Source organism: Labilibaculum antarcticum, from assembly GCF_002356295.1.
Lineage (GTDB): Bacteria > Bacteroidota > Bacteroidia > Bacteroidales > Marinifilaceae > Labilibaculum > Labilibaculum antarcticum.
On sequence record NZ_AP018042.1, the window covers coordinates 1,813,058 to 1,829,042 of the forward strand.

15 protein-coding genes are annotated in these 15,985 nt (G+C 36.6%); 7 read left to right on the forward strand and 8 right to left on the reverse strand.

Going from position 1 to position 15,985, the window contains the following annotated elements:
• Positions 1–3: 3 nt before the first annotated feature.
• From ALGA_RS07050 to dnaE, 4 genes are all read right to left on the reverse strand, one after another.
• A complete protein-coding gene (locus ALGA_RS07050; RefSeq protein ID WP_096428656.1) occupies positions 4–726 on the reverse strand; it encodes a toxin-antitoxin system YwqK family antitoxin in 723 nt (240 codons plus the stop codon).
• Positions 727–876: 150 nt separating this feature from the next.
• Complete coding sequence (locus ALGA_RS07055) at positions 877–1,797, reverse strand: DUF58 domain-containing protein (RefSeq protein ID WP_096428657.1); 921 nt, start codon at positions 1,795–1,797, stop codon at positions 877–879.
• 82 nt (positions 1,798–1,879) lie between these two features.
• The gene (trxA, locus tag ALGA_RS07060) at positions 1,880–2,197 is read right to left on the reverse strand and encodes a thioredoxin (protein WP_096428658.1); all 318 of its coding nucleotides are present in this window, start codon (positions 2,195–2,197) and stop codon (positions 1,880–1,882) included.
• Between the two features lie 47 nt (positions 2,198–2,244).
• Positions 2,245–5,766 carry a DNA polymerase III subunit alpha gene (dnaE, locus tag ALGA_RS07065; RefSeq protein ID WP_096428659.1) on the reverse strand — a complete coding sequence of 1,174 codons (3,522 nt, stop codon included), beginning with the start codon at positions 5,764–5,766 and terminating at the stop codon, positions 2,245–2,247.
• 413 nt (positions 5,767–6,179) lie between these two features.
• Between dnaE and ALGA_RS07070 the strand changes: the two genes are divergently transcribed.
• Positions 6,180–6,872, forward strand: coding sequence for a 30S ribosomal protein S16 (locus ALGA_RS07070; protein WP_096428660.1), 693 nt, complete (start codon positions 6,180–6,182; stop codon positions 6,870–6,872).
• A gap of 9 nt (positions 6,873–6,881) precedes the next feature.
• Complete coding sequence (gene rimM, locus ALGA_RS07075) at positions 6,882–7,427, forward strand: ribosome maturation factor RimM (RefSeq protein ID WP_096428661.1); 546 nt, start codon at positions 6,882–6,884, stop codon at positions 7,425–7,427.
• Between the two features lie 527 nt (positions 7,428–7,954).
• Here the strand turns inward: rimM and ALGA_RS07080 are convergent.
• Complete coding sequence (locus ALGA_RS07080; protein ID WP_162845396.1) at positions 7,955–8,374, reverse strand: acyl-CoA thioesterase; 420 nt, start codon at positions 8,372–8,374, stop codon at positions 7,955–7,957.
• 145 nt (positions 8,375–8,519) lie between these two features.
• On the opposite strand from ALGA_RS07080, the gene ALGA_RS07085 reads away from it, so the two are divergent.
• The gene (locus ALGA_RS07085; RefSeq protein WP_096428663.1) at positions 8,520–9,239 is read left to right on the forward strand and encodes a head GIN domain-containing protein; all 720 of its coding nucleotides are present in this window, start codon (positions 8,520–8,522) and stop codon (positions 9,237–9,239) included.
• Between the two features lie 34 nt (positions 9,240–9,273).
• Here the strand turns inward: ALGA_RS07085 and ALGA_RS07090 are convergent, their stop codons facing one another.
• Together ALGA_RS07090 and ALGA_RS07095 are read right to left on the reverse strand one after the other, a co-directional pair.
• Positions 9,274–9,873 (reverse strand): L-threonylcarbamoyladenylate synthase, encoded by a 600-nt coding sequence (locus ALGA_RS07090; protein WP_231706083.1) that lies wholly within the window; start codon positions 9,871–9,873, stop codon positions 9,274–9,276.
• Positions 9,874–9,932: 59 nt separating this feature from the next.
• Entirely contained in the window at positions 9,933–10,751 is an 819-nt protein-coding gene (locus ALGA_RS07095) for a 2,3,4,5-tetrahydropyridine-2,6-dicarboxylate N-succinyltransferase (RefSeq protein ID WP_096428665.1), read from the reverse strand.
• A gap of 165 nt (positions 10,752–10,916) precedes the next feature.
• Here ALGA_RS07095 and ALGA_RS07100 point away from each other — a divergent pair, with 165 nt between their 5' ends.
• From ALGA_RS07100 to ALGA_RS07120, 4 genes are all read left to right on the forward strand, one after another.
• On the forward strand, positions 10,917–11,690 hold the full coding sequence (locus ALGA_RS07100; RefSeq protein ID WP_145957580.1) for a uracil-DNA glycosylase: 774 nt from the start codon (positions 10,917–10,919) through the stop codon (positions 11,688–11,690).
• A 112-nt stretch (positions 11,691–11,802) separates the two neighbouring features.
• Positions 11,803–12,645, forward strand: a complete 843-nt coding sequence (locus ALGA_RS07110) for a carboxypeptidase-like regulatory domain-containing protein (RefSeq protein ID WP_145957581.1) — start codon at positions 11,803–11,805, stop codon at positions 12,643–12,645.
• Between the two features lie 22 nt (positions 12,646–12,667).
• On the forward strand, positions 12,668–13,528 hold the full coding sequence (locus ALGA_RS07115; RefSeq protein ID WP_096428669.1) for a carboxypeptidase-like regulatory domain-containing protein: 861 nt from the start codon (positions 12,668–12,670) through the stop codon (positions 13,526–13,528).
• Positions 13,529–13,549: 21 nt separating this feature from the next.
• Positions 13,550–14,371, forward strand: coding sequence for a carboxypeptidase-like regulatory domain-containing protein (locus ALGA_RS07120; protein ID WP_096428670.1), 822 nt, complete (start codon positions 13,550–13,552; stop codon positions 14,369–14,371).
• Here ALGA_RS07120 and cls read toward each other — a convergent pair.
• Positions 14,355–15,827, reverse strand: coding sequence for a cardiolipin synthase (gene cls / locus ALGA_RS07125; RefSeq protein ID WP_096428671.1), 1,473 nt, complete (start codon positions 15,825–15,827; stop codon positions 14,355–14,357). The genes ALGA_RS07120 and cls overlap by 17 nt on opposite strands.
• Positions 15,828–15,985: the final 158 nt, after the last annotated feature.

Genomic DNA, 15,985 nt, shown 5'->3' on the forward strand with positions numbered 1-15,985 from the left:
TATCTATTTAATAGTTACTTGAAATTTTCGCTGAGAAACATCGATATTATAGTCCTGCGTTTGATATTTTGCGACAATATTCAAAGAGGTATCAAGGGGCATTCCAGGAGTATAGGGAATTTCGAATCGTGCTGACCCACCTTTCGCATAAATAGGTTTGGCTGCAAAAGGTATGTATTTACCTTCCATCAAATCAGTAACATAAAAAATAACGTTCTTGGAGTAATTGCTTAAAGACAAAGTTAATACAACAACTTCATCCTTCACAAATTTCTGAATTTCGATACTTGGAAAATTAGTACGCAAACGACCATCGTGTCTGTATTCTTTAAGACCAATACCAGGTTGTCCTCTCATATATGGAGTTTCAGCCCAAATATTCCCATTCGAATAGAATTTCTTCTGAATACCATTCTTTTCATCTTTGTAATAGGGAGTAAGACTATATAATTTGCCATTTTTATGGAATTTCTTAGCAAACCCACTCTTCTCGTCATCAACATACATGATTTCATCACTCAACTCGCCAGAAGAATAATAAATCCGAGTAACACCATGACGAACACCATTCTTAAAAGTGATTTCTGCTGCTAGTCTTTTTGCATCATCATATTGTTTAACGACACCATTTTCCACATGAGATTCATCAGAAGTCACCGACCGACTGCTCTTTTGCTGGCAAGCAAATAGCAAAATCAATACGAATAGGCAAATCCAATTTTTCATTTAGGGGTTCTCTACTTGTTAAAAATTATTGAGTGTTCCATAAAAATAATGCAAAGGCATGGAAGATGAAAATTATTCATCCACTAAATAATTAGTAATTAAGAGGGAGGAGTATAATTAATCGATTTATCAGCTACTAAAGCGATGAATTTATTTCATTTTTTTTCTTTTCAGCAAATAAGCTTGCAGAACGGAATGAAATTCTTTTCGAATATCAGCTTCAGCATAATCGATTGCAAACTGTCCGCACAAAAGCTCCAACTCGTTAAAAAAATCTTTTTGCTTTTTACTGTATATTTCTCTAATATCCGATGGATTAAGCTTAATGTTTTCTCCTGTTTCTAAATCGATAAATTGACTGGGGCGATTCACGAAATTAAACTCGTTTTCGAATTCGATATCCCGAACGGAAAACAGCAAAACCTCATGTTTATTAAAACGCAAATGCTGCAATGATTCTAATAGTTCTTTTGGAGTTTCGTCTCCCATAAAATCAGAAAAAACAATTACAAGAGAGCGTTTATGCAATGCTTCGGCAAGCTTGTGTAATGTATCTGAAATTTTGGTCTCCCTGTTTTTCTCAATTCCTTCTTTATTGTATAATTTACCCAAATGAGCATACAACAAATGAGCGTGCGTATTTGAAAGTTTTGCCGGGATAAGCAGGTCTATTTTGTCGGAAAAAGTACACAAACCTACTGCGTCTCTTTGTTTTCTTAGTAAGTGAACCAAGGCTGCGGCGCACAGTACCGAAAATCCCAGTTTAGTTTGGTGCTTTTGCTGATAAGGAAACAGCATTGAAGAAGAGGTATCTATAACAATATGAGCCCTTAGGTTCGTTTCCTCCTCAAATTGTTTCACAAATAACTTATCGCTGCGGGCATATAATTTCCAATCGATATGTTTGGTTGATTCCCCTTTATTGTAGAGGCGATGCTCCGCAAATTCAACTGAAAATCCATGATACGGACTTCGATGCAAACCAATTAAAAACCCTTCAACAATCTGCTTGGCCAAAAGCTCGAGATTATCGAATTCTTCAAATTGTATTAGATCAGAAAGTTGCTTCAAAAAAAACTATTTTGAATGTGAAAAAAGAAAAAAAAAGGCATAGAAAGAATCTCTCTATGCCCAAATATTTTGCAATGAATACTTACAATAAAGCATCAATTTTTTCAGCAAGACTAGATTTTGGTACAGCTCCAACCTGTTTATCTACAATTTCACCACCTTTAAAGAAAAGGATAGTAGGAATGTTACGAATTCCGAATTTTGCAGAAGTAGCAGGGCTACTATCAACATCCATTTTTGTGACTACAATTTTACCGTCATAATCTTTAGAAAGCTCGTCTACAATTGGGCCAACCATTCTGCAAGGTCCACACCATTCTGCCCAAAAGTCAACCAATACAGGCTTATCTGATTTCAACACAACCTCTTCGAAATTAGCATCGTTTACTGCAATTGTCATGGTAATCTATTTTTAATTGTTTTGAATTTTATATTTACCCGTGCAAGTTAATTAATTTTGAATTCAATATCAGGATTATTCTTAAAATATTCAATCAATTCATTGGAAAGGTTTACCCTACAAGATCTTGAAAACATTTTCATTCTCACATTTCGATTGTCGAATATAACAAAATTAACCTTTAAATTCCCTTTACTCTCCTCCATACAACTTGCCATCTCTGTGATTAACTCATTAGTAAGGCTCATTAGCGGAATCTCAACAGTAATCTCTTTTACTCTTTTTTCTCTTACCTCGGAAAGCAAACTAATGCCCTTCACCTTAAACTCCAATTCTGTTGAATCGCGCGGCCAACTTCGGGTTTGCACCCTTCCATTTATAAATATGGAAATCCCTTCGATAAAGTAATTGCCATATTCAACAAAATCTTTCGAGAAAAACGCAAATTCATAGGAATCCGTAAAGTCTTCTATAGTAACAATTGCGAAAGGATTTCCCGTTTTGGTGGTTCCTCTTCTCACCGCAGTTACCATACCTGCAACACTAACTTCCTTATCCTTATAAAACTCCATCGATGAGCTTAATTTAGAGAAGGTCGCATTACAGAACGACTCAATTTCCAAGCGAAAATCATCCAAAGGATGAGCTGAAAGGTAGATGCCAATTAAAGCTTTCTCCTTATTTAAACGTTCCAACTTATGCCAATCGGCACACTGCGGAATTTTTGGCGGTATTACTACATAATCATCAACATCCCCGAATAAGGTTTGTTGCATACTGTTGTTTTCTGCCTGCAGTTTATTTCCATATTTCACTAAATTTTCCATGAAAGTGGAATCAAATTCATCTGCATGAAAATATTGACCTCGTTTTAAGCCAAAACTATCAAACCCACCAGACATGGCCAGATTCTCCATGGTTCGCTTATTAACCGTTCGAAGATTAACCCGCTCGATAAAATCAAAAATGGATTTAAAATTCCCATTCTCTCTTTCATTAATAATATCTATAACAGCCTGTTCTCCAACGCCTTTTATTGCAGCCATTCCAAAACGAATGTCACCTTCTTTGTTTACCATGAAACGAGAATAAGATTCATTCACATCAGGTCCCAATACAGGCATTCCCATGCGTTTACACTCATCCATAAAAATGGTAACTTTGGTGATATCAGATAAATTCCGGCTTAATACTGCAGCCATAAATTCAGCAGGATAGTGTGCTTTCAGAAATCCGGTTTGATAAGCGATATAGGCATAACAAACCGAGTGCGATTTATTAAATGCATATTTGGCAAAGGCCTCCCAATCGGACCAAATCTTTTCAATTGTTTTATCTGCTTTAACATTATCACCATTAACCCCCTCCATAAATTCGGGATTATCGTGACATCCATTGATGAACTTCACCTTCAGTTCATCCATCATTTTAATCTGCTTCTTACCCATCGCTTTACGCAATGAATCGGACATGCCTCGGGTAAATCCAGCCAAAGCTCGTGACTGAAGCATAACTTGCTCCTGATACACCGTAATTCCGTAAGTGTCATCCAAATATTTTTCCATAATTGGATGATCGTACTGAATCTCTTCTTCGCCATGCTTTCGGCGAATAAACTGTGGAATGTATTCCATCGGTCCCGGACGATACAAGGCATTCATGGCAACCAAATCTTCAAACCGGTTAGGTTTTAAAGCACGAAGATGTTTTTTCATTCCTGGTGACTCAAACTGGAATATACCTGTAGTTTCACCCTTGGCAAACATCTCGAACGCCTTCTCGTCGGTCAAAGAAATTTTATCAACATCAATGTCAATTCCTCTAGACAATTTGATATTGGCCAATGTATCTTTAATAATGGATAGCGTTTTCAAACCCAAGAAATCCATCTTCAACATCCCAACTGGCTCAACAAATCGCCCATCATACTGTGTTACCAATAGATTGTAATCCTTCACCTTCATTACAGGAATGTGCTCGATTAATGGATCTCGACCTATGATCACACCACAAGCATGAACTCCCGTTTGTCGTATGGAACCCTCCAAAGTTTCTGCGAACTTCAAGGTTCTGGATATTAAAGGATTATCAGAATCTTTTTCTTTGGCGAATTCCGGTTCCTCGGCAAATGCCTTTTTAAGGCTCACTTTTGGCCCGTCTGGAATCATTTTTGCCAGTCGATCGGCTTCGGGAAGTGGCAATTTTAAAACTCTTGCAACATCACGAATGGCCATTTTGGCGGCCATAGTTCCAAAAGTAACAATATGCGACACCTTATCGTGTCCGTATTTTTCGGTAACCCAATCCAATACCATTTGGCGACCATCATCATCAAAATCGATATCCACATCGGGCATGGAGATACGATCGGGATTCAGAAAACGCTCGAACAGTAAATCATATTTAATCGGGTCGATATTGGTAATTTTAATACTATAAGCAACAGCTGAACCTGCAGCAGAACCACGACCAGGACCAACAATCACACCCATATCCCGTGCTGCCTTGATAAAATCCCATGTAATCAGGAAATAACCAGGGAATCCCATTTTCTTGATGGTATCCAGCTCGAAATCCAAACGCTCTACAACATTTGGCTCTAAGTCCTCCCCCCAACGTTCATGTGCTCCTTCGAAAGCTAAGTGTCGAAGAAAAGCATCGGCATCCTCGAAACCTTCTGGAATAGGAAAATCGGGCATAAACGGAGCCAAATCCAACACATACTCTTCAACCTTTTCGGCTATTTCTGCTGTATTGGTAATTGCCTCGGGAACATCAGAAAACAATTCGAGCATTTCATTGCTTGTCTTGAAAAATTCCTGCTTCGTATATCGCATTCGTTTAGGATCGTCAAGATCCTTACCCGTATTTAAACAAATTAATAAATCATGAGCATCTGCATCTTCGGCATTTAAGAAATGAGAATCGTTTGTCGCAATTACTTTAACATCGAATTCTTTCCCTAATTCCAGTATTTTTACATTACACAACTGCTGATTATCGTAGATGTTCGCATTCACCTGAGGATCGTCGGTTTTATGACGCATGATTTCCAAATAGAAATCGGCTCCAAATAAATTTTTATACCACCGGATGGTATCTTTTGCTCCATCTAAATTACCGGCCATAATTTTCTGAGGAATTTCTCCTCCCAAACAAGCAGAACTAATAATTAATCCTTCCCCGTATTTCTCGAGTAATTCGCGATCGATTCTTGGTTTGTAGTAGAATCCTTCGGTATATCCAAAAGATGCCAATCGCATTAAATTATGGTATCCCTCCAAGTTTTTGGCCAGAATAATTAAATGATATCCTGAACGGTCTTCTCTTTCACTTTTTTGATTTCGATCTCTTCTGGCTACATAAGCCTCGATTCCTAATATTGGTTTCACTCCATTTTTAGTTGCGATATCGTGAAACTGTTTTGCGCCAAACATGTTGCCATGATCGGTAATCGCCAAGGCGGTCATACCATCTTCTTTGGCTTTAGTAACCAGTCCTTGTACACTGGCAGCTCCATCGAGAATGGAATATTGTGAATGAACGTGTAAATGCGTGAATGCGGTCATTTATATCTATCTGGTAATGTATATTCTATCTGTTTTACAGGCGTTTTTCTGCCTGTCCTTAAAGTTGGGTAAAATTAGTAAATATCGAATAAGAAATGCCTTCGAATTCAATAAGATTTGTTAAAATCTGAGTGCGTGAGGGATAGAAGTGGATACCCCGCAACGAGCTGGCGAGTGAGGAGTAGAAACGAAAAGCCCGACCGACTTTAGGAGGGCACGCCCCAAAAGAGCGATCTAAAATAATAGATGTGAGATTGAAGGTGCGATGCATGTAATGCGCTATTAAGAGGCCTGTTATAAACTTGAAATATATTTAAAACAGGTGTTTCTAATCAGAAATAAAATAGTATCTTTGTCGCGCTTATAAATCGTGGTATGTATACCACAACTTATTCATTTATAAAAATAAAGTTATGCCAGTAAAAATTAGACTCGCTAGACACGGTCGCAAAAGAAACGCATTCTACCACATTGTGGTAGCAGACAGCAGATCACCACGTGATGGTAAATACATTGAGCGTATTGGATCTTATAATCCAAACACCAATCCTGCTACAATTAACTTGGATTTTGACAAAGCTATCAACTGGCTTGGTAACGGTGCTCAGCCTACTGACACTGCAAGAGCAATTTTATCTTACGAAGGTGTAATGATGAAAAAGCACTTGTTAGACGGTGTGAAAAAAGGTGCTTTTGATGAAGCAACTGCTGAAGTAAAATACGAAGCATGGAAGAAAGAAAAAGATGCTAAAATCAACGCTAAGAAAGATGGTCTTTCGAAAAACGCTGATGACGCAGCTAAAGCTCGTTTAGAAGCTGAAACTAAGATTAACACTGACAGAGCAGAAATTATCGCTAAGAGAGTTTCTGATGCTGAAGCTATTGTGAAAGCTGAAGAAGCTGCTGCAAGAGCTGAAAAAGCAGAAAAAGAAGCTGCAAAAGAAGCAGAAAAAGCAGAAAAAGAAGCTGAGAAAGCTGCAAAAGAAGCTGCAAAAGAAGCTGAGAAAGAAGCTAAATTAGCTGCTGCAAAAGCTGCTGCTGCTGAAGCCGCTGCTCCTGCTGCTCCTGCTGAAGGTTCTGAAGGTTCTGATGAAACTAAAGCTTAATATTGGTATATGCTTAAAATAGAAGATTGCTACTTGGCCGGAACATTTACTAAAACTCATGGAGTTAAAGGCGAATTAGTTGCCAATAAAAACAGCAACCTTCTTGAAAAAAATAAATTGGGATCAGTTCTTGTCGATATCGACGGAGGACTGGTTCCTTTTTTTATTCCTAAAAACGGTATTACTCTGCGAAATCATTCTTCTGTGCGTATTGGTATAGAAGATTTGGACACGGAAGCGAAAGCAAAGCGATTTATTGGTTGCGATATTTACATTCCCATGAAAGATGTTCCTGAATATGTAGCAGAAGGGGATGATCTTGATCCAAATGTGTTGATCGGTTTCATTTACATTGATGAGGAAAAAGGGAAATTGGGTGAAATTGAAGATATTCAAGATTACTCAGGTAATATTGTTCTGGTTATTTCGGTTAACGATCAGGAAGTTCTGATTCCTTTTGCAGAAGAAAACTTCATTGAAATAGATGAAGAAAATAAAACCATTACCATGCAGACCTCCGAAGGTCTTATCGACATGTATTTAGAAGAGGAATAAACTTCAACGTTTAGATTACTTACAATTCTTCCAAGCTATTACGAAACATTCAGAATTCTTTACGGATATTTATATTGTTCCTTTTTGGCGTGATTACTCCAAAAGCACATAAGGGAACTCGGCTACATTTTATTTCGAGTTATTTAAGAAATTCAATTGACATTATCAATTGATCCACTTGACACACACATCCTCCCACCACTAACTTTAACTCTTCCACTTCTAATATACCTTTCTCCACTTCAACCAACAATACTAGCACATCAAGTTTTGAGACATGCACTTCACTAATTAATGTCTCCACTACAAGTTAACCAGACACTTTAGGATGTGGATGTATTCATTGGTGAAGTGGGCGTATCTACATACAGTGTGCCGTTCTTTATTTATGAAGTGGACGTATCTACTTACAGAGTGGAGTTGTTTATTTGTGAAGTGGGTTACTGATATGCATGCTGTACTGCCTGCATTCTTGATGCTGATAGAGTTCCAACGGTTTGGAAGTAGTCGTTTGTTATCTCAAAAAATCAAATTGATACTTCTCCTTCGAACTCGCGTATTCTAATTTTTAGTGTTTCAGGCACTTTTATGCTTTCACCTAACTTTCGACTGTAGGCAACCATTACCTGCGATGTTCTGGTTTTAATTTCGCCTGTTAGTAAATCGACTATATTTTGGTGTAGTGAGACACTTTTAGTTCCAATTTTATAGATTTTTGTATGTACTTCTATTTTGTCGTTTAGCAGTATAGGCGACAAATAATCAATTTCCAGATGAGCTACGATTAAACCTGCATCGTTCCAGTCAATTACCTCCCCATAAACTTTTTTGAAATATTCCATTCGAGCCAAGTCTAAATAACTCAACTGTACACCATTATTGGCGTGTCCCATTAGATCGATATCGCCAAAACGAATTTGTATTTTCTTTGTATGCTTGAACTCCATTGTGAAAATTTTAAGCGAATGTAGATACAAATAGTGAAAAGAATAAATTGCCCGCCAATTTTTATGATTTTTTAAGGTGCAACTTTTCATCGACTTGTTCGTCTTTATATAAGTATCTTATTTTTTCACTAAAATTATAATACAGATGAAGACAAAAAAAATTGTTGCCATATTTGCCTTATTCGCTTTTATATTGAGCGGTAGTATGGTTTTTGCACAGAAAACGGAGACTCGTGAGGTGCGAGATTTTAACTCGATCAGTTTGTCGATTCATGCAAAAGTCTTTGTAACACAAGACAACTCAACCTCTGTTAAAATTAAAGGTGATGCCGATGATTTGGATGAAATTATTACTGAAGTGGAAGATGGAACTTTAAAAATTAAGCGTAAAAAAAATAAAAGTTGGGGATGGAACAGTTCCTTTAAAAATATTGAGGTGTATATTTCTTCATCGCAGATAAAGAATCTAAGCATTTCTGGTTCGGGTAATATTGTAGCCAAAAGCAGTATTAAAACGGACAATGCCAAGTATGCAATAAGTGGAAGTGGTAATATCTTTATTGAAGATTTATCGGCTGAAAACATTGAGTGCCACATTTCCGGATCGGGAGACATTAACCTGGAGGGAGATGGATTACAAGAACTTGAAATACATATTAGTGGATCGGGTAATGTTAATGCCGGCCATCTTAAATCTGAAAACGTAAGTGTTCGCGTATCAGGATCGGGAGATTGCAAGGTATACGCAACAAAAAACCTGAACGCGAGAGTAGCCGGCAGCGGTGATATTTACTACCGAGGCAAACCTGAGTCTATCGACTCAAAATCAGCAGGTTCTGGCTCAATAAAATCAATTGGAATGTAAGAATATATCCGTGAGGACACACTCTGATGTGTCCCTACGGTCTTATAATTTGAAACTCTCCGCCTAAGCCAATCTTGATGATACTGGAAGGGGTGCATTTTTCCATATCCTCTTGTCGGTATTCTACGATATAATCTACTGCTTCTTTTATTTCATCACTGATTTCGTAAAAGTTGGCAGGTGCAACATCTCCACTTTGATTTGCAGAAGTGGAAACAATTGGTTTTTTGAATCGCTGAATCAAGTTTTGAGTAAACTCTTCGCGGGTAATTCGAATACCAATGGTTCCATCTGAATTGATCAAATTTGGCGCCAGATTTTTAGCTCCCGGATAAATCAAAGTCATTGGCTGATCATTTGTATCTATTAAATCCCAGGCAATTTCAGGAACCTCATCAACATATGAATTCAGACGATTGGCATTTTCCATTAATACCAACATGGCTTTCGAATCTTCCCTTTTCTTAATTTCGTAGACCTTTTTTACAGCTTCAGGATTTGTTGCATCGCAACCTATACCCCAAATAGTATCAGTAGGGTATAAAATAACGCCTCCGGAATGAAGAACTTCCAAAGCTTTTTTAATGTCGTTGTGCATGATCGTAAGGAAATGTGTGTCGATAATATTTAGCAAGCAAATGAGTAATTGAATTACTTCAATTACTCATTGTTAATTATTCTTTATTAATTTATTTAGACTGCTACATTGTATTCGCGCAATGCATCATTCAACGAGGTCTTTAAATCGGTAGATGCTTTTCTTTTTCCGATGATTAAAGCACAAGGAACCTGATATTCTCCTGCTGGAAATTTTTTGGTTCTTGTTCCTGGAATCACTACTGAACGAGCTGGAATAAATCCACTGTGTTCAACAGGTTTTTCTCCAGTCACATCTATTATTCTTGTCGATCCGGTAAGTACTACATTAGCACCCAGTACAACTTCTTTTTCCAAATGAACGCCTTCTACAACAATGCAGCGGGAACCAATAAAACAATTGTCTTCGATGATTACCGGAGCAGCTTGAATTGGCTCTAACACGCCACCAATACCAACACCACCACTAAGGTGAACATGTTTGCCTATCTGCGCACAAGATCCTACTGTTGCCCATGTGTCAACCATTGTTCCTTCATCCACAAAAGCTCCAATATTTATATACGAAGGCATCATGATTACCCCTTTTGCAATAAAAGCACCGTATCGTGCAATTGCGTGAGGTACTACTCGAACTCCCAATTCGGCATAGTTACTTTTCAATGCCATTTTATCGTGGAATTCAAATGGACCGACTTCAATAGTCTCCATTTTTCGAATTGGGAAATAAAGAATTACAGCTTTTTTCACCCATTCATTTACTTGCCATCCGTCTGCTAGTGGTTCTGCAGTGCGAAGAATTCCTTTGTCTAACAGCTCAATTATTTCTTCTATGTTTTTTTGTACTTTAGGAGTACTCAAAAGTGACCGGTCATCCCATGCAGCTTCAATGCTTTCTCTCAATTTTTGGTACATAATCAGTTGTATCTTATCTATTTTGGTTAATTAGGTAACAAAACTACTTAAAAAAGTAGTAAAGTCGTAAGGACAAAAGGACTAAAGGTCAAAAAGTTGCAATATGTCGTAAAAACTTAAATTATTACAAGTCTATTCTCAATTAATCAGTCAATTATCTTAATTTTGAGCTTACAAAAAAAACCAGCAGCCTACATGAGTCATTCTTGCTTCCTTTCTCAAATATCCATTCACGAAAGTTGGAATCCTTTTCTTTCTGATGAAATTATTTCTTTGATTAGTGATATTGAAAAATCAATTGACATTGAAAAATCCACGCCAACGTCAAATCTTACGCTACGCTTTTTAGAAATGGATATAACTCAGATTCCGGTTGTGATTTTAGGTCAGGATCCTTATCCTCAAGAGGGAGTAGCTACCGGAAGAGCTTTTGAAGTGAATGGATTAAACTCCTGGCATGATAAGTTTCGGAATGTCTCGTTAAAAAATATTCTACGTTGCATTTACAAGGCTGAAACAAATAAAGAGCTAAAATATTCTGAAATTATGGGTCGCCTTAACGAAGGTGACCGCCTAGAAATGGATGAGGATTTTAAAATATTGCCCCCAAACCAACTTTTTAGATATTGGTCGGAACACGAAAATGTATTGCTTCTAAACACAGCCTTTACTTGCGAAATTGGTAAGCCAAACTCACACAGTAAACTATGGGCGCCATTCACTCAAAAACTACTTAAATATATTGCCACAGCAAAACCTGAAATAACTTGGTTTCTATGGGGTAACAATGCCCATCAAGTAGTTAAAGACATATCAATTTCAAACAAAATAGAAACCACACACCCAATGATTTGCTATCCGCGTGAAAATGACATTCTGTATGGTCAAATAAATCCATTTGAAAAAACCTGCAAACTCATTAACTGGACTGGTAAATAGATCGATATAAGCATAATTAAATTGGGTTAAAGACTGTTAAAAAATGTAACAAATTCAGCATTCACTCACAAAGAAAATTATCTTTACAATTAAAACAAGAAAATTAACCAATTTGAAAACAAGTCTACTTACTATATTTCTCTCATTATTCTTTTTATTCGGAGCCTTTTCCCAAGAAGAACAACATGATGATAGCTTTATTGTCTCCGGAAAAATTATTAATTCCGAGAGCATGGAAGGCGTTTCTTTTGCCAACATCCACCTTTACCAAACCTATTGGGGAATTGTTTGCGATAGTGCTGGTTTTTTTCACTTACGAGTACATCCCGATCAAAAATTACGAATATCTGCTTTAGGATTTCAAGAACAGATTGTGAATATTACCCCACCAAAAGTTGAGGAAGAAGAAATTTTCATGGAAATATTCATGGAAAAAAGCAGCATTCTTTTAGATGAGGTAAGCATCTACTCATTAGGAACCTGGAGTCAGTTTAAAGAAAAATTCATCAAAACAGATTTACCTCCAGACGAAAACATTGCATCAACTTTTGATTTTGGGAACTTAAACCTAGCCCAGGCCGAAGCCAATTCTTTAAACAGACAAGGTTTTGGATTCAATGTTCTTGATGGTATTAATGCAATAAGATCTATTGGTAAAAAAAGAAGAGATGGAAAAAGAATCGTACCAATGACTGATTGGCAACTTCGAATTCTTCAGAAAAAATACAACAAAGAGGTAGTTGGTGAATTAACTCATGAGTCAGGTTTTAGGTTAGAACTATTAATGGAGTACATCAATACAAATCAAAAATTCACTTATCAAACCAGTGAAATGTATATCGGAGTGAGAATTAAACAACTTTACAATGATTTTATACAGGAAAAGCCTGAGGATGTGAACAATTTAAGCTTTATAGATTCCTTAGGAACGGTAAGGAACCATCTTCGCCCTTAATACGATGAATTAAACTCTTCTCATGAATTTAAAGAGGGTATTTTACATTTCATTAATTCTACTTCTGAGCTCCACCTATTACTCATTTTCTGAAGACTCCAAAATTGATTCAATAATAAGTATTTCAGGGCAAGTTCTTCATTCGAAAAGCTTGACTCCTATTTCTTTCGCAACCATTACAATTAAAAGAACGCGCAAAGGAGTCATTTGCGATAGCCTTGGTATTTTTCATTTGCAAATTCAACAGAACGACACGCTTCGAATAAGTGCTTTAGGGTACAAACCAAAAGAATGGATGTTGCCTGCTAAAAACAATAGTAACAATCCAATTTTCACAATCAAACTAGACAAAATATCCTACCTACTTAAAGAAGTTACAGTTTCTTCTTGGAAAAACTGGACCGATTTTAAAGAGGAGTTTATTCGCACAAAAGCCCCTAAAGAAGATGAGCTTGAAATAAACTTGAAAATGTCAGAGGTGGATATGAAAAATATTAAAGATGCAATTGCAGTTAATAATAATCAAAGCTTTGATTTTGCTGGGGCTTTAATTTATTATGGCATTAAACTATTCGAAAAAAAGAAAATTCCGGAAGTTGTATTTTCCAAAGAAATTCAAGAGTTACATGATCAGATTTTAGCTGAAAAATACAACAATGAAATAATAAAACAGCGAACAAACCAAGAGGGCGATGAACTTGAAAAATTAAGAGCGTTTATCAACAGAAATACTAACTTTACTTATGAAACAAACGAAATTACAATACAGACTAAAGTAGTAGAGCTTTACGAGAAATATAAAAACAGCATTGACAGTACCAACTTTTATCAATTTAGAATAGATACCCTCAGAAAAATCCCTAATCATTTAAAGCCATTCTAATTATTTCCTGATTTGTAAAATATGAAAGCCTTCATAGTCTCAATATTATTTCTTCTTGCTCTCAATACCGCACAATCTAGTAATATTGAGACAGATTCCATCATCAGCATTTCAGGGCAAGTTCTTCATTCGGAAAGTCTGACACCTATCCCTTTGGCAACCATAACAATTAAAAGAACACGTAAAGGAATTATTTGCGACAGCCTTGGTATTTTTCACCTACAAATTAAGCAATACGATATTCTTCGAATAAGTGCATTGGGTTACAAAAATATTGATTGGGAAGTTCCTTTCGTTTTTAACCCTGATTCGCCACCCTTCTTTCAAATTAAATTGGAAGACATCTCGTACCTATTGGATGAAGTAGATATTTACGCATTGGGAACCTGGGATGAGTTTAAGGAAGATTTTATTAAATCGGAATTGATAGAAAAAAATCCAATCAATAAAAGCATTACCAAACAATTAGCTCCCTACAATACAAAGAAACCAAATATTGTACCTCCGCAATATCGTGCTAACCGAGAGGGGAAAATGGGGGTTTTAAGTGCAATTTTTGCACCTACCGATTTTTTGTACAGCAAATTGAGTAAATCCGAAAAATCGAAAAGGAAAATATCCAAAATAATACGAAACGAGAGCAAAGCAAAAAAGATAAGTTCGAAATTCAATGCTGACATTATTGCTGATGCAACAGGTTTAGAAGGTGATGAATTGGTGAAATTTATGGAATATGCTGGCTCTCATATTAAAGTGACACCTAATTCTTCTGAATATTTCGTTATGAAACAAATCCTGTTTTGGTTCAATAAATATAAGGAAGAATCTATAACAGAGGAGTAAATATTCGAGCCATTGACTCTTTTGCTCTTTGCCTTTTGGATCGATTTTGCCATTCGTGCAAATGCAATTCTTCGCTATCCTCCAAATCAGTCAAAAAGCGGGTTCGCAGCTCTAAAGTAGTTTGCTCATCGTAAATAAGTGCATTCACTTCAAAATTTTGTTCAAAACTCCGCACATCCATATTCGCTGTACCTACAGTTGCCATTATTCCATCTACCATCATTATTTTACTGTGATTAAATCCTCCTTTGTAAAAAAAGATACGCACACTAGCTTCCAATAATTCTTCGATGTAAGATAGTGTTCCCCAATAGGTCATGAATGAATCTGACTTTTGAGGAAGTAACACGCGAACATCAACACCACTCATTGCAGAAGTTTTTAGCGCCATCAAAATACTGCCATTCGGCATAAAATAGGGTGAAGAAATATACACATTCCCCCTTGCCGAAGTAATGGCTGAGAAATACGCCTGCATGATACTCGCCCAATCGGAATCTGCCCCGGAAGCGGTTATCTGCAACAAACATTTTTCCTTCACTTTCTTGTAAGGAAGATATTTTTCGTTGAGCAAAACTTCCTGGCGAACAAAATACCAATCGATTAAGAAGACAATTTGCAAACTGGAAGCAGCTTCACCCACAATTTTTAGGTGAGTATCCCGCCAAGAACCTATTTCGGGCATTCCATGTAGGTATCGATCTGCAAAATTCAACCCGCCAACAAAAGCTGTTTTACCATCTATCACTATAATTTTCCGGTGGTTTCGATAATTCACCCGGCTGGTTAGAATGGGAAACCGAACGGGTAAAAAAGCATAAATTTGAGCACCTGATTCCTTCAACACCTCAATAAATTCCTTGCTCAATTTCCAACTCCCAACATCATCGTAAATTACACGAACCTCAACACCTTCTCTGGCTTTTTGTGTCAATATCTCAAGCAATTCTGATGCTAACTCTCCATCTTCAATAATGTAATACTCCAAATGAATGTGATCTTGTGCTTTCCGAAGAGCCTTAAAAATAGAAGGGAATGTCTCTTTTCCATCGTTTAAAATTTTCACTCGATTGTAACCGGTAAGCAAGGCCTTTGAATTGTTCAAAAGCAAAGTCATCAAATTCTTTTTTTCGTGAATTCGTTCATCCTTCAACCACCGGCTTTTATCCAAATCGAGCTTTTGATCCTGACTCATTACCTGCAACCACTTCATATCGCCCAACTCTTTCATGCTGAACATTTTTCGTTTTCGAAAACTTTGACCGAAAACCAAATATGAAATCAAACCAAAAACAGGTAGAGAGACTAAAACGAGAATCCAGGAAATGGTTTTTAAAGGACTGCGATTTTCGAGTATTACAATTATTACCGTAGAGATAATGGTGATGACATATAAAACCGCCAACACTTGAAAAAAATGCAACCAAAATTCCGACCAATTAATTATTAACAGCATATATCCGACTACTTCAGAAGATTTGTATCTTTGTTATTTTAATAGCTATGAGATATTAGATGTGAGTAACGAGACAATGATTTACTGTTTTAAAGTAAGCATTTACTAATTTTCAAATCCTCTATATTTATTAGATTCAAGTTAGAACATATTCTTAA